General features: G+C 54.0%; 12 protein-coding genes and 1 tRNA gene. 5 read left to right on the forward strand and 8 right to left on the reverse strand.

The features are described from left to right. Positions 1-10: 10 nt before the first annotated feature. The 3 genes from dxr to PLD04_08470 are packed head-to-tail and all read right to left on the reverse strand — an operon-like array spanning position 11 to position 2,644. Positions 11-1,150, reverse strand: coding sequence for a 1-deoxy-D-xylulose-5-phosphate reductoisomerase (gene dxr / locus PLD04_08460; GenBank protein HXK68366.1), 1,140 nt, complete (start codon positions 1,148-1,150; stop codon positions 11-13). Continuing rightward, the gene (locus PLD04_08465; GenBank protein HXK68367.1) at positions 1,147-1,938 is read right to left on the reverse strand and encodes a phosphatidate cytidylyltransferase; all 792 of its coding nucleotides are present in this window, start codon (positions 1,936-1,938) and stop codon (positions 1,147-1,149) included. The genes dxr and PLD04_08465 overlap by 4 nt, the downstream gene beginning before the upstream one ends. Beyond that, the gene (locus PLD04_08470; GenBank protein ID HXK68368.1) at positions 1,928-2,644 is read right to left on the reverse strand and encodes an isoprenyl transferase; all 717 of its coding nucleotides are present in this window, start codon (positions 2,642-2,644) and stop codon (positions 1,928-1,930) included. Before PLD04_08470 ends, PLD04_08465 begins: the two co-directional genes overlap by 11 nt. Before the next feature lie 190 nt (positions 2,645-2,834). Here PLD04_08470 and PLD04_08475 point away from each other — a divergent pair, with 190 nt between their 5' ends. Continuing rightward, entirely contained in the window at positions 2,835-4,574 is a 1,740-nt protein-coding gene (locus PLD04_08475) for an NAD+ synthase (GenBank protein ID HXK68369.1), read from the forward strand. Here PLD04_08475 and PLD04_08480 read toward each other — a convergent pair whose 3' ends face one another. Further along, positions 4,575-5,297: a hypothetical protein gene (locus PLD04_08480; protein ID HXK68370.1), complete on the reverse strand. Its 723-nt coding sequence runs from the start codon at positions 5,295-5,297 to the stop codon at positions 4,575-4,577. A gap of 204 nt (positions 5,298-5,501) precedes the next feature. Here PLD04_08480 and msrB point away from each other — a divergent pair, with 204 nt between their 5' ends. The 3 genes from msrB (at position 5,502) to PLD04_08495 (ending at position 14,396) form a co-directional block, all read left to right on the forward strand. Next, a complete protein-coding gene (gene msrB, locus PLD04_08485) occupies positions 5,502-5,954 on the forward strand; it encodes a peptide-methionine (R)-S-oxide reductase MsrB (GenBank protein HXK68371.1) in 453 nt (150 codons plus the stop codon). Between the two features lie 218 nt (positions 5,955-6,172). Further along, on the forward strand, positions 6,173-9,007 hold the full coding sequence (locus tag PLD04_08490; protein ID HXK68372.1) for a hypothetical protein: 2,835 nt from the start codon (positions 6,173-6,175) through the stop codon (positions 9,005-9,007). 34 nt (positions 9,008-9,041) lie between these two features. Beyond that, positions 9,042-14,396 (forward strand): hypothetical protein, encoded by a 5,355-nt coding sequence (locus tag PLD04_08495; GenBank protein ID HXK68373.1) that lies wholly within the window; start codon positions 9,042-9,044, stop codon positions 14,394-14,396. A 73-nt stretch (positions 14,397-14,469) separates the two neighbouring features. Here the strand turns inward: PLD04_08495 and PLD04_08500 are convergent, their stop codons facing one another. From PLD04_08500 to PLD04_08510, 3 genes are read right to left on the reverse strand one after another with little or no spacing between them, the layout of a single operon-like run. Beyond that, a complete protein-coding gene (locus PLD04_08500) occupies positions 14,470-14,844 on the reverse strand; it encodes a hypothetical protein (protein HXK68374.1) in 375 nt (124 codons plus the stop codon). A gap of 45 nt (positions 14,845-14,889) precedes the next feature. After that, positions 14,890-16,596: a GSU2204 family CXXCH-containing (seleno)protein gene (locus PLD04_08505; GenBank protein HXK68375.1), complete on the reverse strand. Its 1,707-nt coding sequence runs from the start codon at positions 16,594-16,596 to the stop codon at positions 14,890-14,892. 10 nt (positions 16,597-16,606) lie between these two features. After that, on the reverse strand, positions 16,607-17,473 hold the full coding sequence (locus PLD04_08510; protein ID HXK68376.1) for a cytochrome c3 family protein: 867 nt from the start codon (positions 17,471-17,473) through the stop codon (positions 16,607-16,609). A 343-nt stretch (positions 17,474-17,816) separates the two neighbouring features. Between PLD04_08510 and PLD04_08515 the strand changes: the two genes are divergently transcribed. Then, entirely contained in the window at positions 17,817-18,995 is a 1,179-nt protein-coding gene (locus PLD04_08515) for a sensor domain-containing diguanylate cyclase (GenBank protein HXK68377.1), read from the forward strand. A gap of 554 nt (positions 18,996-19,549) precedes the next feature. Here the strand turns inward: PLD04_08515 and PLD04_08520 are convergent. Next, a tRNA-Pro gene (locus PLD04_08520) sits at positions 19,550-19,623 on the reverse strand. Between the last annotated feature and the right edge of the window lies 1 nt (position 19,624).

Raw genomic sequence — 19,624 nt, forward strand, 5'->3', positions numbered from 1 at the left:
ATATCAACCTTTAGAATTTCTGTTCTATTTCCTCTCGTGCTGTCCGGCGGGCCCAGGCAGCAGCCCGGGTCACATCATCCAGAGTCGAGAGTCCGAAGGGCTCATGGCGCGAGAGAACGCCTTCCAGAACCCTGGAAATCGCGGGGAACGAGATTCGACGATGCAGGAAGGCGTCCACAGCCTCTTCGTTTGCTGCGGAAAGAACGGCGGGGGCGCTTTCTCCCATCTTGAGAGCGGCGTATCCCAATGCCAGTGCCGGATAGCGTCCCGGTTCGGGTGGGAGAAATTCCAGGCTGCCGAGCGTGGAGAGATCGAGGTAACCCGGCGGCGTGGGAAGGCGCTCCGGATAGGTCAGAGCATACTGGATGGGGTAGACCATATCGTTGGGGGAAAGCTGGGCGAGAAGGGTCCCGTCGCTGAATTCAACCATGGCGTGAACCAGGCTCCTGGGCTGAATGAGTACGTTGATATATTCAGGTTCGACACCAAAGAGAAAGTGGGCTTCAATCACTTCCAGGGCCTTGTTGACCATCGTTGCGCTATCAATGGTAATCTTCGGCCCCATCGCCCACGTGGGGTGGGCCAGCGCTTCGTCGACGGTAATGGAATCAAAGGTGTCCAGGGCACGGGTCCGGAATGGACCTCCGGATGCGGTCAGAACCAGCCGCCGCACCTCGCTGGATTTTCCACTCCGCAGGGCCTGATGAAGGGCCGCGTGTTCCGAATCGACGGGAAGGAGGGGAACACCCAGCCGGGTAAAGAGAGGGCCTGCCATCACGAGAGATTCCTTGTTGGCCAGAGCGATGGGTCGTCCAGCCTTTGCCGCGGCATAGGTGGATCGGAGCCCGGCCTCCCCTACGATGGCGGCCACGACAAGGTCAACGTCATTATGAAGGGCCGCGTTTTCCACGGCACGGGGGCCGGATTCGACCGTTACTTCCGGACAGGACGATTTCACCCGTTCCGCAGTTTCCGGATCCCCCATGGCGACATAGGAAGGATGAAACTCCTGAATGATAGAGATTGCCAGTTCGGCATTTCTTCCTGCGGCGATCGAGGTGATGGAGAAACGGTAGGGGTGGGCCCGGACCACCTTGAGTGTGCTTTGCCCGATACTTCCCGTGGCACCAAGCAGCGCAAGCCGTTTCATGAGAGCGTCAGAAGGTAAAAGAGAGGAATGGCAGACCAGAAGAGGCTGTCCGTTCGATCCCAGAAACCCCCATGTCCCGGAAAGAAGGTTCCGCTGTCCTTGACTTGAAAAACCCGCTTCCAGAGCGACTGAGAAAGATCACCAAAGAAAGCAGTCAATCCGACAGTGATCCCACCCAGGCCGGCCCAGTATGGGAAGAAACGGGGTTCGAACATCCTCGCCCAGGCCATGGTCACTATGAGACAGGTAAGGACGAGGGCCAGCGTTCCCGCAACTGTTTTATTGGGACTTACGCGGGGAGAAATCTTTCGTTTCCCGAAATGTTTCCCCACATAGTAGGCTGCGCTGTCCCCCACCCAGACCAGGACCAGCAGGAGGAGTATGGTCTTAATCCCCTCCGAGGATCCGAACTCCGATCGCAATCGCATCAAGTAAGATGCGGGAATCCCGATCAAAAGGGGCAGAACCGTCATCATCAAATGGCTCTGGTACCTGTGTTCGAGGTCTCCTGAAACCAGGAGAACTGCAATGGCTGGAAGTAATGTCTGAACGAGGAGCAGGGGAAGAAGGGGCCAGTTCAGCACCATGCCCCCCATCCACATCCACGCAAGGGGAAGGGCGAGCCACACCAGATAGCTTTTCTGGCGCAGCTGAAAGATCCTGCAGACTTCAGCCAGGGCGATGCTGGCGGCTGCCGCTGCCAACCCCATGAAGGCCCAGGGCGGGGCAAGGATAAGGATGGCGAGAATGACGGGGATTCCAACTAGAGCTGTCAGCTCACGCTTCATTGTCGATCCCGCCAAACCTTCGTTCCCGCGTGGAGAATGCTTCCAGTGCCTGCTGGAGGTGCCGGCGGCGAAAATCGGGCCACAGGACCTTGGTGACATAAATTTCCGTATAGGCAAGCTGCCAGAGAAGGAAGTTACTGATCCGAAGCTCGCCGGATGTCCGGATCATAAGATCGGGATCCGGTACATGAGGTGCGTAAAGAAACGATCTGAATTCATCTTCCGTCAGAGCGTGCGACTGGTTTGTGCTTATAGCAGCGTTGACTGCATCGATGATTTCGGCCCTGCCGGAATAGTTTAGCGCCAGAAAAAATTGCAATCCCGTATTCTTCGAAGTCTTTTCGACCACACTCTCCAGCCGGGCCTGGACTTCGGGGGATAGATCTCCAAGACGTCCGATGGCACCGAACCGAATATTGTTTTTCATAAGGGTTGGGAGTTCTTTGTCCAGATATTCCTGGAGGAGATTCATGAGTGTCTCCACCTCGGATTTGGGCCTCTTCCAGTTTTCTACGCTGAAGGCGAAGAGGGTTAGATAGCCGATGGAGAGCTCCGCGCAGGCTTCAACAGTGTCACGGACTGCTTTGATTCCGGCCCGATGCCCTACCACTCTGGGAAGTCCCCGCTTTTTGGCCCACCTGCCGTTTCCGTCCATGATAATGACAATATGACGGGGCAGGGTTCCATTGGAAAAATGATGCGCCATAGGCGTCCATCTTACACCAAAGGCCGGGGATTGCCTAGCAGTCCTCACTTCCTGTTCAAAGCGGGAATCACAGTCTCTACACCTCCCCTCCGACACATGGAAACAGCAAAATATGAAAGTTTCAGAGAGTCCGAGCCCTGTAAGGGATGGGCCGCTGGCGGACTCTTCATGGGAAGGGTACAATAGACCCATGATTCGCCTGGCCCTTGCCCAGATCAATCCGACCCTCGGAGATATTGAAGGCAACAAAATCAGGATTCTAGATTCGATATCCCGGGCCCGGGATGCCGGTTCTGATATCGTCGCTTTCCCCGAGCTCTGCATTACCGGGTACCCACCCGAAGATCTTCTCCTCCGCCGCGATTTTATTCGGCGGCAGGAGGAAGCGGTCGAGGAAATCGCCTTACGGATTGAATCTTTTGCCGTCATCCTTGGATTTGCGCACTTGAAAGATGGAAAGTTGTTCAACGGAGCCGCCATCTTAAACAGAGGAGCAGTAGCAGGCGTTTACCACAAAATATTTCTCCCCAATTACGGCGTCTTCGATGAAAAGCGATACTTTGAAGCCGGCGACAGAATCGTCGTCATGGACTGGCAGGGAATCACGATTGGCATCAATATCTGCGAGGATATCTGGATACCCGGAGGCGTGACGGAGGAACAGGGGTTCCTTGGAGATGCTGAAATCGTTGTCAACATCTCATCTTCGCCCTTCCATCACACCAAGTGGCTGGAGAGACTCTCCATGCTATCCAGCCGTGCTTCGACGATCCGGGGCGCCGTGGGATACGTGAACCTGGTCGGCGGACAGGATGAACTGGTCTTCGACGGAAACAGCCTGGTTGTAAACCATGAAGGCAACCCCCTGACAAAGGGCCTGCAATTCAGGGAGGATCTCCTGCTTGCCGATATCGACATCGAGGCCATCCGGTCTTCGAGGAGCGATCCGGCCTTTCGAAGGGACCGAGAGGCGTGGACCGGACGATGGCCTCTTCAGGTCGTCAAGATCGATCTCGAACATTCTTCCACTCTGCCGGAAATCCCCTCTCGCACGGAAGAAACACAATCACCGAATCCTGCCGAAGAAGTGTACGAGGCCCTGGTTCTGGGCACCCGGGATTACATTGAGAAGAACCGGTTCAAGGATGTCATCATTGGAATCTCAGGAGGCATTGATTCCGCTCTCACCGCGGCCATTGCCGTGGATGCCCTGGGCTGCCATCGCGTTCATGGTGTCTCGATGCCCTCACCGTTCACCTCGAGCCACAGCATCGAAGACGCGGAAGTTCTGGCCCGTAATCTCGACTTTGATCTGAGCACAATTCCCATTACCGAACCGTACCAGTCGATTCTCCAGACGATGAAGCCCGAATTTGGAGAAAAACCGGAGGACATCACCGAGGAAAACCTGCAGGCCCGTATTCGCGGCATGATTCTCATGGCCCTTTCCAACAAACACGGATATCTCGTCCTGACCACGGGTAACAAGAGTGAAGTCAGTGTCGGCTACAGCACGCTATATGGAGATACGGCAGGCGGATTTGCCGTCATCAAGGATCTTTACAAAACGATGGTCTATCGCGTGGCCCGCTGGAGGAACGAGGCTGCCGAGAGGGCCTTTATTCCACCCCGGATCCTGACAAAGGCTCCTTCGGCTGAATTAAAGCCCGACCAGACGGACCAGGACACGCTCCCCCCCTATGACGTTCTGGATGCCATTCTTATTGCTTACATTGAGCAGCAGCTTCCGATAGAGGAAATCGTCCAGAAAGGATTGGATCGGGAGCTTGTACAGCGGGTGATTCGTATGGTGGATCGGGCGGAATACAAGAGACGCCAGAGCCCGCCCGGAATCAAAATCACACCGCTGGCATTCGGGAAAGATCGTCGTATGCCGATCACGAACCGGTGGGATCCGACCAGGGGGTAATCAGGGAGTCGACGTAGGAGCCTCGAACCAGTCGGAAAAGGTTGTCGTCATGTGGAATTTCTTCTTAATGAAGAGCATTCCACCGACACCTTCGACAACCATTTCTCTCAATCCCCATCGATTATTCTGAACTTCGTATTTCAGAGTGGTTTTCATGGACTTTACATGTTTGGGCAATGGATCGGGAGTAGACTGGACTTCCATGGGAATCCCGGTTCCTTCTTCCAGCCAGGCAGTACCGCTAAGAACAGTTCCATCCTTCTCCTTGAAGGAAAAGGTATATCCAATGCAGGAATGTCCATCAACGAACGCTTTTTGCCCGGTAGACCGAGTAGTAAGACGGTCCTGGCTGGCGGGATCAAAAATCCCGGCAGTTTGAAATTCCATGGTCACTTCTCCGGAATTCTCATCCTTCTTTCCCTGATCCCTTTTTTCCATATCGGCCCGTGTTTTTTCCGTAATATCCTCTCCATTCGCTACGATTCTTACCAGTTCACTCTCTACCTCCCCCGTCTCCCCCAGAAAGAGCCTCGTCTTGATTTCCTGAAGATCCTCAACCTTCCCCTTCTTATCCATGACCTTCGATGTCATATCCAGGAGGCCGGGGACGCGGTCCCGATTCAGCGCAGCCAGATCCACGGCCTTTTGCCAGAGTGGATCGGACGCAACCATCGGTGAATGGATCAAGGCAAGAAAGATGAAAGAAAAAAAGAATCGGCCCATAAAAGTCTCCCCCTCAGGATGATCAGGACATGTATTTTATACGTCTTCCCATCCTGTGAAGTTTGGAATAGTCGAGCCTCCCTCCTCGTTACGATTACGATGACCCGCGCAACGCTTATTGCTATTCTTTTCCTGGAAACCCTGGCCTGCAGCCCCACCCTGGCCCGGCAATCCCCGACTGTGGATGACCCGGGAGGCACCTCCATGACGGAAACCATCAACCTTACTGAAGATGAATGGAAAGAACGGTTAACTCCGGAACAGTACCGGATTACACGTCAATGCGGTACCGAGCCTCCCTTCAGCGGCGCCCTTTACTATTTGAAGGACGAGGGGATTTACCACTGTATCGCCTGCGGAGCCCCTCTCTTTACCTCTGATGACAAGTACGAAAGTGGAAGCGGCTGGCCGAGCTACATGCGTCCGATCAGGCCCGACGCCGTCACTTCAAGGGTTGATCGAAGCCACGGCATGGTTCGTACCGAAGTCCGATGTGCAAGGTGCGGGGCTCACCTGGGCCATGTCTTCGAAGATGGGCCCGAGCCCACGGGTCTTCGGTACTGCATCAACTCCGTGGCGCTTTCCTTCTCTCCGGCCGAACAGGAGAAATCTTCTTTACAGAACCAATCTGCGGATTCATTAAAAGAGGACAAGTAGCCATCTTCGCAGGCCACATACCTGCAACTAATTGCGACATACGGCATGATTTGGTAGAGTGAGGATGTCGGAGATTTTTCTTCGGCATCATCCGCACAGGAGGGCTGGCTATCTTCTGCAGAAATAACCCCTTGAAACCGTTACGGCTGGGTCGAGGACATCCTCTCGGGCCAAAAGGGGGAAATGATAGCCGGAAAAGATCTTCAGACTCCACGAGAATGAAGCTCTCCCTTCGTATCCACCTTCCCTTTTCCAACTCCCTGCTCTTCCTGTGTATTCTCATCCTGTCCATTCCGGTACTCTCCCCGGGAAAGGATTTCGGCTATTACGCCGTTTACCGGGCCAGTGAACAGCGCTGTCTACTTATCGCAAACATATCCCACATGAAGTCCGGGGATCATGTCTATGGGGGCCCCTATTCCATCCAGGAAGGCCTCGAAATTCTCCGAAAATCCTGCCCCATTCCTCTCCAGGAAGCTGGAGACTGGTTTGCCGTGAAACGAAAAGAAGATTGCTGGCTTATCGAGGGCGTGGCAGGACTGAATCCCGGCGACACAATCCTTGAAGGAAACCTCTCCCGGGTCATGGCCGAAATCCTTCTCTATGAGGAGTGTGGATCTTTCCAGGTTCTGGAAGCAGGAGAGACCTTCTCTCCCCCCTCTCCCCCTCCTGAAAAGGAAAAACCTCCTCCACTCCTGCCTCCTGCTCCTGCCATGGAGTGGCAAAAAACCGAAGTTGATTGGGTGGATGTCTACGCAACGGGAGATGGAACGGTCACGGCGAAAATAGTCTCCGGCACGGATTTACCGGAGAGTCCCGTTCAACCCCTCTCCCCCTTCGTATCCATTCAGCCTGTGGATGAAGTGTCCGCTCCCGGGGCTGTCCGTGTCAGAATGCCGGAGAATGTAGTGATCCCCCCGGAAGACCGCGGACGTGTAGCCCTAGCTTTCTACGAAGAGAGCTACAGCCTCACTAAGGACAAAACCTACCAAACCTGGCATCTGCACGCCGCAGACTACGACCCGTCAACCGGTACCTTTGAAGCAACACTGAACCACAACTCCTTTATCGTCTGGGGACTCATCACCCTGGCAGGCGGCGTCACCATTCTTGTCTGGGACGACGCCACCCGGATGATGCTGTCCAAGAAGGAGAATGATCACTTTGTCCTCCACTACAAGAAGGGCCTGATTCCCGACGATACCGTCACCTACACCCTGGCCCAGCTTGAAAAGGCAAGGTCGTTTCTTATCGGGAGCTATTCCCTGCGCTACCCACCATCTCCGGCGAAGCTGGATGTTTACTACGTGGGGATCAAGTCCGATGAGGTGACCTACGGACTCTTCCAGGAGGGAAAGGGTGGAGGGAAGTGGATCGACCTGAACATCCCTTCCAGCATTGCAAACTACAGCCGTAACGAACTCACGGCCACGATCGTCCATGAGCTCTTTCACTTTATTCAGCCTCTTTACGAAGGTGAAAAGTCTTTCTGGACCCGGGTAACCGGCGGAGAGGTCCCCTATGGGTGGATCAACGAAGCCCTATCCTCGGCAACGGAGCACGCCTATGTGACAGCTCCCACCTTTGTTCCGGACCAGAACAGCCCCATCCTGAACAAGGAGGTCTACTCCATCGGGCTTCAAAACGTGGTCAAGGCGAAAGACGGTTACAGCGCGGGGGTTTTCTTCGATTTCCTCCGCCGCCGTTACGGAAACGAGCTATTCTACGAAATCCTCCAGGAATGCCTTCGCCAGGTGCAGAACAAGACGAAGTTCTCCGCCTACCTGGCCCTCCGCCGGGCCATCGAGCGGAGGGGACGGCAGATGCAGAGTGAAAGTGTCGATTATTCTTCTCTCACAGAGGCATGGAAGGCTTTTGTCGTTGCCTTTCTCGTGGACGGATCGAAGGAAATCGACCCGCGGCTGAACCGTAAGCTACCCTTTACAATTTCCAATCCCGGGATGGTGTCGGTGACGACGGACGGGATCATGCAAACGTGGAGCGTGGACGCCCCGTCCATGTCCTTTCCCCCTCGCCAGGCTCGATCTTTCAAGATTCAACCGGCGGAACGAAACAAGGAAGCAGAAGCAACGGTGGACTGCACGGTCTCCTTCACGAAGGAAAACGGCTCAACTCTTCCCTTCTACGCGCCGGTCTTTTCTTTCGAAAAGCAGGGATCCCACGGGTATATCAGCGCGGACAGCACCTTTCACGGTGCCCTCTCCGATACCACGGCTTCCGTGACTGCGACGCTCTCCTTCAAGAAGGAGACCCGGTTCCGTATCCTCACTGTCGTGCCGGTCGGCCTGGGGGATGAACCCTCCCTCGCCGACGCCCGGGCGAAAGGAACGATGGAGGTGAACTGCAAACTCAGAAAGGAGACGGAGGTTCCAGAGTATGAAACGTCAGCCGTCTCCACGGGTGCCATCGAAAGCTATTACCGCACGCTGGTCCAGAGCTTCCCGGTCTGGGTTCAGCGCAAGAGCACCCAGTATTGCCACTTCGTGGAGGTATGCACCGGTTGTGAGGATCAGTTCAAGGCTGCAGCGGCGGAGTACGCACCGAAGCGGGATGCCATGTATGAGCTGATGAAGCAGGTGGACAGAATTGAAGAGGATGCACAACCGCTCCAGCGGATTGTGAGCACCTATTCGAGAAACCGGTTTACTGAGGGGAACACAATCCAGGCCGCAGACAGACCGAAACTTTCCAGGATCATGGACGCCAACGAGCACTTCCATCCCCTCAACACCTACTGCATGTTCTCCCCCGGGGAATACATGAGCGCTATGGGTCCCCTCTTCATCAAGGGCGAGTTTCCCGCCAGTCCTTACAAGCTGGAGAGCCTGGGAAAACATTGCAGGCCGCCCAAATGTCCCATGCCGAAGGCCGAGAAGCTCACGAGTGAGATAAAATGGATGCAGGATCAGTTTGCGAATATTTCCCCGTGCCGGAAGGCGATCAAGGATGTCAACGCCTTCTGGAATTCCGAAAAGGGCGAACTGCTCAGGATCATCGAAGAACTGAAAGCAAAGTACCAGTGGCTTCAGTGACGGATTTGCGACGGTAGAACAGAGGGGGGACATGATGAAGAAATCGAAAGTCGACCTCTTTCGATTGATACTTTTCGCTCTTATCCTTCAGGCTGGAGCAGGAATCAGGGGAGAAGAAATCTACAAAGGCCCCATCCAACTTACACCTTCGTGCCCCTACAGCCTGAAGGACTGGTGTGAAGAGCAGGGGGCCACCTACATATCAGGGGCCTGTTATCCCAAGGGTGCAGAGGGCAGTATTCAGAATATCCTTCTGGCGACGATCCCGTCGGGCAGTCCCATCCCGAACGTCGGGGAAAGTGGTGGGAGGGAGGTAACGCACCTTTCCATAAAGGGAGTCCGCTGGTGGCAGGAAACGGCCAGAGAGTCGATCGCATGGTTTGCCATGGAGAGACTGAAAGCTCACAGCCTGGCACCCATCACTGAATATATCGACAAAAAGATCGATCTGGACAACAGTTCCGAATGCCGCATTCGGTTTGAGTATTCCCATTCCTGTGGGAACTCCACCTCCACCTGCTCACCGGCGATTGAATCAATGGTGTTTCCCTCCAACACCAAGCAGGAAGATCGGTTACGGATCCAGACTCTCCTGTGCGGAATTCTTTACTGGTCGGAAAAGAGTCCAGAGCTCGTTCGTGCCCTGGATCTGAATCGGGAAAACATAAAGATCCGGACTCTTTCCAACGGGCTGTCATATATGGAAATCAATCCTCCCCGGACCATGAATTATGAAGAGACGCTGCAACGATTCCGGAATGCAAGACTGTGCCCGGAGGAACCCGGGTTTTACGCCCCCGATCCCCGAGGGGAAGACTGGCGGGTCCATGGCAAATGTAGTATCGGTAACTTTGAGGGCTGCGTTCGCGATGTCCAGGTTCTCCACGGGCGAAAAGGTAAGAGCTGGTTCATTCAACAGGTCATTATCCGGGAGGGCCGATCTGTAGACGGAGGCGGACAGGACCTATGGAGTTCAGCCCGAAGTTTACGAATTTCCGCCGATTTCGTAATCGACGGTCTGGTTTCCGGGACCGTGACTATCAACCTTCACGGGGCGATCGACAGAGAGGCCATTGACAGTCTTGGTCACACCTTGCTCTATGACCTGGAGGAGGAACAGCGTGCTCTGGATCTGGTTCCCCTCCTCGCCCGGGGTCTTCACAACCTTCTCTATCCGGGAGACTGGAATCCGGACGGTATGCCTGCAGAGCATGGGCAGAGGACCCGCGTTACGATTCGCGTTACCGCAGATGGGTATGAGAGTACAGAAGTAAGTATGGATATCGAAAATACCGATCCGTTGACTCTGGCTGTTGCAGGCACGGTGACAGACTCCACGGGGGCTCCCATTTCCGGAGCTCACATCAGTCTTACCAATCTCGACCTTTCCACTGTGACCGATTTCAAAGGATCTTACCGGGTGGCCGCTTCTTCGGGTGCATCTTCCAGGACACAAACCTGGAATCCTGTCCTCAAACAGAAATCTAAGACTGGAACCCTTACGATCACATGCAGCGAAACCGGGTACATTCCCGTTCCAGGCAATGCGGTGATCACCATAAAAGCCACCGACTCCCAGGGACAGCCCCAGACAGGTGTTTCCGGCACTCTGTCCATCCGGGATCACCACCGGGCTTCCTTCATCTCGCTGGAAAATCCCTCGTTCCAACTGGATTCTTCCGGAACCTGCTCCACAACCCTTACGACGCGGAAGCCAGGGGAAACGGATGTTACTTTTCTGGACACCATCCCTCTTTCCATCATTGTGGAAGCCGCCCTGGATGGGGAAGAAGGGTCTTTAAAAACCGCCGAATCAGATCCTCTCCCTCTGGGACTGGTCCGAATCCATGGTGTGACCACAGGACCGGACATGGAGCCTCGTTACAATCCTTCTCCTCCCGTACTCATGCCCCGTTTCGCCCACCTGCTCTCTTCCACCCAGGTTCATAGTCAGCGACAGGAATATCCTGAGGGAGAATTTTTCATCCTCGCCCGAATCCCAACGACGGAGGAACTCGCGCGCGTCAAGGATATCTACCACATTTTCTGGAACGACGGGGCTCGAAGCAAGCTGGACATCCCCCTGAAGGGGAACCTGCAGGCCGGGGAAGTTCTTGAGATCGGAAAGGTGGATCTTCTGAGCCCCCTGGAACATGAAGCCCGGGTAAAAGGATATGTCCGTGAATTCATCGAGGCCATGCCCCTTACGTCAGGAGCACGGGGACACCTCCTTGGGGATCTGAGCACCCTCTCCTTCCGGGAAGGTAGCACGGGAATGGTTCCCAATTACACAATGCTGGAATTCGATCCTCCCGGTCAGATTCATATTCCAGGTTCTGCGGGAGAATACTGGGATGGAAACCCCTATCGGGTTGCCTCTCCCATCCACGACATCGACCCGGCCTACGCGATTGTCTTTCACGAGATGGGGCATTTTATCCACCAGCGCCTGGTGGAGACGGCAAAATTAAAACTCTTTTACAACCTCCTGAAGGGGATGGGGTCAAGACATACCACGTGGTCCGCCCCCGACACTTCCTCCGGCCTCTCCCAGAGGGTTACCTCTTTCAACGAAGCTACGGCCGATTTCTTTGCCTTTCTGATGTTTCATTTTCTGAAGGACCGCCATCCTGAATTCTCACAATCGGTCTATTTTAATCGCGGATATCTTGCCGAATTCGACACCGAAGAGAAAGCCAGGAATCTGGCCTTTTCCGGGGGATGCCGGATTGAAGGGATTCAAACCACCTTTTTAAAAACCCTTTACGGATCGACCCTGACAGGCAGTCCCCCTCTCGTTTTCGGAGATTACCTGCGGGTCATGCTCATGAAAAAGGACGATGCGTGGTTCACGAAATGGATCCCGGCACGAACGATGCGGGAGTGGGTTGTACTCAAGGAAAAATATGGAGGGATTCCCACAACGGATCTGCGACAGACTGCAACCCGTCTCAACATTCTCCCCTGCACCGACCAGCCGGAAATTACGATCATGCCCCGTACTTCCGCCGGGGGCATGTTCACTGTGAACGGGCACACACTCACAGCAAAAGACAGCACAACCCTCCACGGAATTCTGATCGGTGAAGAAATTCTCATTACTCGAAACCCATTCGCTGTCATGATGGCGGATACGACAAGGGGAGAGATGATCCAGCTTTCCGTACCCCAGGGAACCAGATTCCGATTCAATTCCGCAACCGAGGTACAGGTTCTGGACGGCATCATGGGGGTACGTGGTGCCATCACAGTCACAACTCCCAATGGGACCTACACCCCCGAAGGCACGGTCTGGACCGTAGAAGTCAAAGAAGGCGGCACGGTGAAGGTCCATGTTCTGGAAGGAGATGTCCGTGCCCGGACTCCCCGTGGGGAAACGGTCCTCCCTGCCGGAAAGGCCGCGACGGTTACGTCCTCCGGCGTCATCGAAACCTCGTTCGATCCCACGACTTCACCGAGACGTTCCCTCTTTGAAACACCGGAACCGGACATTCTCTTTGTCGACAACCCTTCCCCTCCCTCACCAGACCGGGTGCAGACATCCCTCGTTTCAGAGCCCGTCCCATCCTCCCAGGTCTCTCCTGCCCCTCCGTCTGTATCGGTTTCTGATACAGCCCCAGTTCCGAAACAGTTCCTCGCCCTGAAACGGAAGGAATCAGGACAGTGTGTCGTAGTAGTGGGAGTCGAGGGAATCCTTCCGGGGGATCGGGTCTATGGAACTTATTCCACCTATGAAGAGGCCCGAAAAGCGCTCGACAAACATTGCAACATTTCCGGGACTCCGGAGGAAGCCAGAATCGAGATCACACCACAATCAATAGAAACGTCACCGTCCGAAGAAGAGATCGACACATGGGAGGCAGAACCTCAAGCTCAAGATGGATCTCAATCCTCTGCCACCTTCACGATCCCCGGAAAGGCCATGGTCACAAAGGAGATGTGCCGGAAAGACGGTATACCTCCTGTCCGAACCGTATTCCTGAAATCCGGGCAGACGGTAACACTTTCCGCAACGGGAACCGTTAAGGCTGGCGGATCCTTTCCCGCTGTCAATTGCTCAGGTCTCGCGAGCACAATCATGAACAAACCCTGCCTTCCCATCCAGGGATTACCGCTGATGCGGCTCCTCGGAAACTTTGAAGGCAACATTTTCGACGCCGGTCGAAGTGGAACAACATTCACCGCACCTGGAGATGGCTGGCTTTCCTTCGGGTTTAATGACGATATATTTTCAGACAATCTTGGAGAAATCACTCTCACCCTTTCGGGTGAAATCTCTGAACAGGGAAAAGACTTCGACCTGCCGGCAGATTCGGTTTCGGACGATAAACAGGAGCTCGTCTCTCCCCTTCTGGCCGTACCCAAGTATGATAACGATGACTCCACCAAGGGAATTTTCTTTATCAACCTGGACACGGGAAACGCCTTCTTCATCGATCGGGTCAAACTGTCTCCTCTTTCGGTTCGAACGAGGAAGCTGAATCAGAACGTCTTCCGGGCCCTGGGACGGACACCGGGCACACCGGCAGGCCCGGGACAGATCCTGGTCGGCGAAATCCGGGAAGGCGGAGGAAATGTCACGGCTCTGCTCCTGGTTGACACCACAACGGGATCCATGGCTTATATCACCGATTTGGAAACCCAGTCTTTCTACGGAAAGATCCGGAAGATCCTGGATCGTCCAGCTTCAGTCCTGGCCAGTTCAGATGGAAATTACGCTCTCCTGATGCGTCGGGGATCTTCCGGAAAGACCAAGGGTGCCTACATCTATCACGCAACCACTGGCAGGGGCCTCTACTTTGCACGAATGGAGGAGATGAAATCGACGCCTCCATCCCGGCCCACAACGGAACTTCCTACAATGGAGGGATCGGTCTCAGCCCTGGAGCTTCAGGCGGGAAATGAAGCCACTGAGGCCTTCCTCCTGGCAGATAATGCGTCGGGTACCCTGTATTATGTGGGCGATGTGGAACGTGATTCGGATATACTCTCTGTCCGGAAATACAGGATCAGCCTCTTCGACTTCTTTCCCCGGGACACCGCTGTTGCAAGTCCCCGCCGTTTTGTCCTGATCCCGGTCTTCGGTAGTGGAGGGGCTACCGATCACGTCTTTGTCGTGGATGTGGGATCCGGAAAGATGGCGCTGATCAACGATGTACGAAAGCCGAACCGGACAAGGGTTCAGATCACCCCCCGCAACATCTATGACTGGTTTCCGGCACAGGTGGGGGGACCCAGGGTCATGACAGCCGTCCCCAAAGTGAAGGGAAATGGTGAAACCGAGGGAGCATGGCTCTTTGATTCGGCGACAGGCCAGATCCTCTACCTGGAGGAGATCCGCAATCTTTCCAGGCTGGTCCCCTATCGGGTGAATCAAAAAGCCCGCTGATCAAGAGCCTCATTCCATAAAAAAAACCGGGAGGCGCATGCCTCCCGGTATCTAGTTAGTAGCGTAGTGAATCTTAGAACCAGAATTTCAGGCCGGTCCAGACCCAGGAATAGGTTCCGCCTGTATCCTGCAGGTATGGATCGTCATCTTTATAGTCGCTGAGAAGGAATCCAAAGACAACCCCCACTTTTTTTGAAAGCTGAAGGGTCATGTCTCCATTCAGTTCAAGACGGGAGATGTCCAGATCGGAGTAGGTGTGGACGGCTGAAAAGTCGTAGTCCTCATGTCCCAGTGCATCGGCAGCTTCCTGGGAAATGGGAGTAAATTGAATCATATTCATTCCCGCTGTTGAGGTTACGTAAGAAAGACCGAGGGAAAGGGACATCTTCTCCGTGGGCATGACCCGCGTGGACAGGTAGAGGATATTGGATTCGGTGTCGTAGCTCACATCATCGGCAGTGTGGCCTAACTGGCCACTTGTGACACCGCCTGCTCACCCATCAAAGACGGGGATGCAGATGTGCGTATCCGTCGTCTCTTTCATATAGGTGTATCCCGTGAACCAGCTCCACTTCTGGGATGGTATCCAGTTGATGTAGGCACTGGCAAGGGTAATATCCCGATCCCATGTCGACATGTCGAGTTCATCGTTCTTATCGTCCGTGTAACTGGTACTCAACATGAGAAAGGTTTTCTGTCCCAGGGGACGGGAGGCTGTCGCGCGAAACTGCATCCTCTCCGAAGGCTGATTGGACAGGTCCGCCTGTCTGGCGTCCTGCCACTCCCAGTACTGGATAGAACCGGGGGCCATGGGACTGGACACAGGTTCGGTGTCCATATCGGGAGTGCAGCCGCCGTTGACGTTGGCGAAGGGGTGGGAAATATCGCTGTAGGCCAGAGAAGCCATCAGCTTCCAGGACTTTGGAATCACGTGGCGCCAGTCCATGTAGAGACGGCCCGTAATGGTCTCCGTTTCCCCTTCCTGGACTTCGTAGGTGTCCCGATCCTCCGAAAGGTATCGATATCCGAACCGGAACGATCCCATCCGCGCATACTGGTAACGGATTTCGGCAATCCCATCGGTGACCGAGCGATTCATCCCGCTCGTTCGCAGAAAATCAGGATTGTACCCGTAGTGTTCCTGGTAAGTCTGACCGGCATAGGGTCCGGCAACAGCCACGGGCTCGACAATATCGACAAAGTAGTCGTCATTATCGATCTCGTAGGTACGAACCCTCAGTTTCAGCCAGGTCTTCTCTCCCAGACGCTGGGCGCCGCTGGCCAGCCAGGCATTGTAATCAAAGCTCAGATCTGCGGTCTGGTTGGTCACTTCGGCCATCGTATACGCGGTGGTGAAGGTACCGCTATCCCAGCCGTAGTCCAGTCGGACCTGGTTCTGGCTTTTTTCCACGTCGGGTACACGCTCCACCATCTGAGGACCATCCGAAATGTCAAAAGAGATTCGATCATTAAACGCAGGCGTGTGTTGAACCGGGTGTTCGGCCAGATCATAAAGAACGGTCGGCGTGGCACCGTTTTCCCAGTATGATCGTGTCAGGTGGGAGGCCATCAGGCGAAGGCGCCCGATCGTCCAGGAAGCACCGGCTTCGATATCCTCCGTCGCTTCGTTGACCTCCCGGTCCATGGCATTCACGTGACAGCCGGCGCAGTGGGACATGGCTCGAACCTGCTTCATTCCTTCACGTTCCAGCTTGCTGTAGGACGCGAAGAATTTCAGATTTTCATAACCATGGACGGCATAATCCATTCGAGCCTTGAGATCCCTGACCGAATAGCCGTACTGACTCATCGGGTTCATATCCGTATGGAAATTGGCCTTGGGCGCAAACGCGGCGTCCATGTTGACGAGCGGATCATGGATCAGGTTGTGGACAAATTCATTGTAGGATACATCGATTTTTCCGTGACGTCCGGTCCAGAACCTGATGTTGTACTGCTGCTCGTCGGGAGATGTATGGTGTCCGGAAATCAAAAATAGACCCTGTTCTCCAAACTGACCGTACATGTCCAGGCTAAATCCAAACCCCGCATCGGTATCGCGGTATTCCGCGGCCTTGGTGGGGCTTTCGTCGTTCTCGAAGGAGGTAACCAGTACCGAGGCGGTTCCTCCTCCATCTTCCGCGAAAGCCGGGATCACAACCAAAGCCACCAACAGGAGAAATAGAAATGTTTGTTTCATGGCTTCCCTCCTATCTCAGGAGACCCTTGCCCTGGCCGGGCACGGTCTGTGAGGGCAGGTCGGATCCGTGAATCTGCTGGTGACACTGCGTGCATTTGGTTCCATACGCCATCTTGAATCCCGCTTCCGCGTTGGGATTGGAAAACTCGACTCCGCCAACAATTACATCCGTATCGTGATTGGCGGCCAGTCCAGCATGGAAGTGGAATTCATGGCACTGGAGACAGAGAAAGGGTTCGGTCTGAACCAGCAGGTTGTCCGCCACTGTACCATGGGCATCATGGCAGATCCTGCAGTCTTCGATTACGGGCTGATGCTCAAAGATAAAGGGGCCCTGGTATCTGGAATGGCACTTCCAGCAGAGGTTGTTCACATCGGCAGCCGTGGCTTCCGACGCTCGGGAATCCCGATGGGGAGAGTGACAGGAGATACAGGTCATCTTTCCTTCGGGAACGGGATGGTGGTTGGGCAGATCCATTCTGGCCGCGACATCCTTATGACACTTACTGCAAACCTTTGTCGCATCTCCCTTCAACATGGAGGGACCGCTTCCGTGGTGGACACAATGGCAGTTGTCGCACGTAAACGATTCCCGGTCACAATGTTCCCCGTCACACGTGAGATCGGTATGACAGGAAAAACACTGCTGTTGAGGATTATCAACGATAAGGCCTGCGGTATCTCCCGTTTCCACATGGGAGGGTGCCGCAGGATGGCAGGTCTGGCAGTCCAGCCCGGCAACCCGTGTATGGATGGTCGTGGCAATGGACGTTACAACGCCTTCGTGACAGTCAAGGCACGGGCCGGCGTCGCCAGCAAAACAGAGGCCAGTCAATATCAGGAGAGCCCATACCAGCTTGAAAGCTGCATGTCTCATTCGATCCTCCTGGTCTTTACACTACGCTTGGTAAGGTTTATAAGAGAATGGAAGGGGTATCAGAGAGGAGGGCTTGTACCGCAATAGAGCCAGCATCGGGATCCGGACCCCCCGGGCCCGGACTGATGCATTCACGTTCGCTGGCTTCTGAATACCATATGTATAAACCATAAATGAAAATCTTCACAAATGTCAAGTATGTATGGATAATTTTTAAATAGAGAAAGATTCTCATCCCCATTATAAGGAAAAACATACAATTCACAACAGCCTTTATTCCTGCAAATATTTTCACATAAGCAGGAAAGTCTGGTTTTCCACTCTGTCGTGCTATACTTCTACCATGGTCTGGACGCGGTTTCGATCCCTAACGGGGCTATTACATGAAATTATTCCTCTTCAAAACATCGACGATCTTCTCCGAAAGATTGTAGAGACATCAAAATCGGTGGCAGACGCAGATTATTGTGCCATCATCCACTCTCCCGATGGAAAGAGCTTTCAACTTCTCTGTGACACACTTCCTGATAACGGAGAAAGAAAGTATTCGCTCTCTGCTGTTAAACATGCGTTCAAGGGAAGGAAGACAGCCCAGTTTTCCCGCTCTCCAGCGGAGGAAACTACGGGAAACGACAGCTTCTCTGTATTAACGATTGAAAAATGCCTCGTGGTTCCCCTGACCCTTCCCCGCAACGGGGTTCACTACGGTGTGCTTTACCTGGATCGCCGAAAGCATACCGAAGATTTCAGCGAGGTGGATATTTCCACGATCGTTGCTTTTGCCAATCTCGCATCCATTGCCATCGAGAATTCCGAACTCTTTACCCGCGTCACCGTGGACGAATTGACCCGTGCTTCTTCACGAAACTTTTTTCTCACGAGACTGGGAGAAGAATTTGAGCGGGCCAGACGTCTGAATGGGGGGCTGGGCCTTCTCATGCTCGATATTGACAACTTCAAACAGATCAATGATATTCACGGACACCTGGTCGGGGATGACATCCTCAGGCAGTTCTGTATCGCCATCCGGTCCAACGTAAGAGCCTATGACGTAGTCGGAAGATTGGGCGGCGACGAATTCGCCGTTCTCCTTCCCTCCACATCTCTGGATCAGGTTTACAAAGTCGCAGAGAAGCTGCAGAGCTGTATGTCCCAGTCGGAATGGCCGGAAGACCTGAAAGTAACCACAAGTATTGGAGGAACCGCTTTCCCTTTCAACTCAGCGGAAAACGCAACCGATCTTCTCAATCAGGCAGATACGGCACTCTACCAGGCCAAGTACGGAGGGAGAAAACAGGCGGTAATTGCGGGACGCCAGACCCCAATTTTCAGCTCGCGCTATGATACTTCTCTTAAACCGGGAGAAGATCTCCTCCCTGTTCTCCAGGCATTTCGCAAGAAAGTTGAAAGTGCGTGCAACCGTATGGAGCTTTCGAAGAAAGAGAAGGAGACCCTCCTCAAGGAACTTGACTCCGTTTCTCACCTGATCCAGGGCGAGACACAATATTCAGACGTAACCTGACGTTTCACCGTTTGTAACACTTTCTACCCGCACTATGTATAGGCTTTATTAGGTTGAGAGGTTTTGGTGCGATTACCCTCTCGATCCTACCCCTGAGCACAAATCCTCTAAAATGCAAACTTCCAGCAACCTATGCCGAACTCCTGACAACATTCTAATTACGGGAGTAAGTCGGGGTGAGAGGATTTGGTGCGATTACCCTTTCGATCCTACCCGGGAGCACAAATCCTCCAAAATGCAAACTTCCAGCACACTATGCGGAACTTTTGCCAACATTCTAATTACGGGAGTAAGTCGGGTAACGGGGTGAGAGGTTTTGGTGCGATTACCCTTTCGATCCTACCCCTGAGCACAAATCCTCCAAAATGCAAACTTCCAGCAAACTATGCGGAACTCCTGATAACATTCTAATTACGGGAGTAAGTCGGGTGATGGGGTGAGAGGTTTTGGTGCGATTACCCTTTCGATCCTACCCGGGAGCACAAATCCTCCAAAATGCAAACTTCCAGCAAACTATGCGGAACTCCTGATAACATTCTAATTACGGGAGTAAGTCGGGGTGAGAGGATTTGAACCTCCGACATCCTGCTCCCAAAGCAGGTGCGCTACCGGGCTGCGCCACACCCCGT

This window comes from Thermoanaerobaculia bacterium (genome assembly GCA_035593605.1).
GTDB lineage: Bacteria > Acidobacteriota > Thermoanaerobaculia > UBA2201 > DAOSWS01 > DAOSWS01.

What these genes read in the sequence shown, in the direction of transcription:
- dxr (HXK68366.1), bottom strand. Translation starts at nt 1,150, where the DNA reads ATGAAACGGCTTGCGCTGCTTGGTGCCACGGGAAGTATCGGGCAAAGC.
- PLD04_08465 (HXK68367.1), bottom strand. Translation starts at nt 1,938, where the DNA reads ATGAAGCGTGAGCTGACAGCTCTAGTTGGAATCCCCGTCATTCTCGCC.
- PLD04_08470 (HXK68368.1), bottom strand. Translation starts at nt 2,644, where the DNA reads ATGGCGCATCATTTTTCCAATGGAACCCTGCCCCGTCATATTGTCATT.
- PLD04_08475 (HXK68369.1), top strand. Translation starts at nt 2,835, where the DNA reads ATGATTCGCCTGGCCCTTGCCCAGATCAATCCGACCCTCGGAGATATT.
- PLD04_08480 (HXK68370.1), bottom strand. Translation starts at nt 5,297, where the DNA reads ATGGGCCGATTCTTTTTTTCTTTCATCTTTCTTGCCTTGATCCATTCA.
- msrB (HXK68371.1), top strand. Translation starts at nt 5,502, where the DNA reads ATGACGGAAACCATCAACCTTACTGAAGATGAATGGAAAGAACGGTTA.
- PLD04_08490 (HXK68372.1), top strand. Translation starts at nt 6,173, where the DNA reads ATGAAGCTCTCCCTTCGTATCCACCTTCCCTTTTCCAACTCCCTGCTC.
- PLD04_08495 (HXK68373.1), top strand. Translation starts at nt 9,042, where the DNA reads ATGAAGAAATCGAAAGTCGACCTCTTTCGATTGATACTTTTCGCTCTT.
- PLD04_08505 (HXK68375.1), bottom strand. Translation starts at nt 16,596, where the DNA reads ATGAAACAAACATTTCTATTTCTCCTGTTGGTGGCTTTGGTTGTGATC.
- PLD04_08510 (HXK68376.1), bottom strand. Translation starts at nt 17,473, where the DNA reads ATGAGACATGCAGCTTTCAAGCTGGTATGGGCTCTCCTGATATTGACT.
- PLD04_08515 (HXK68377.1), top strand. Translation starts at nt 17,817, where the DNA reads ATGGTCTGGACGCGGTTTCGATCCCTAACGGGGCTATTACATGAAATT.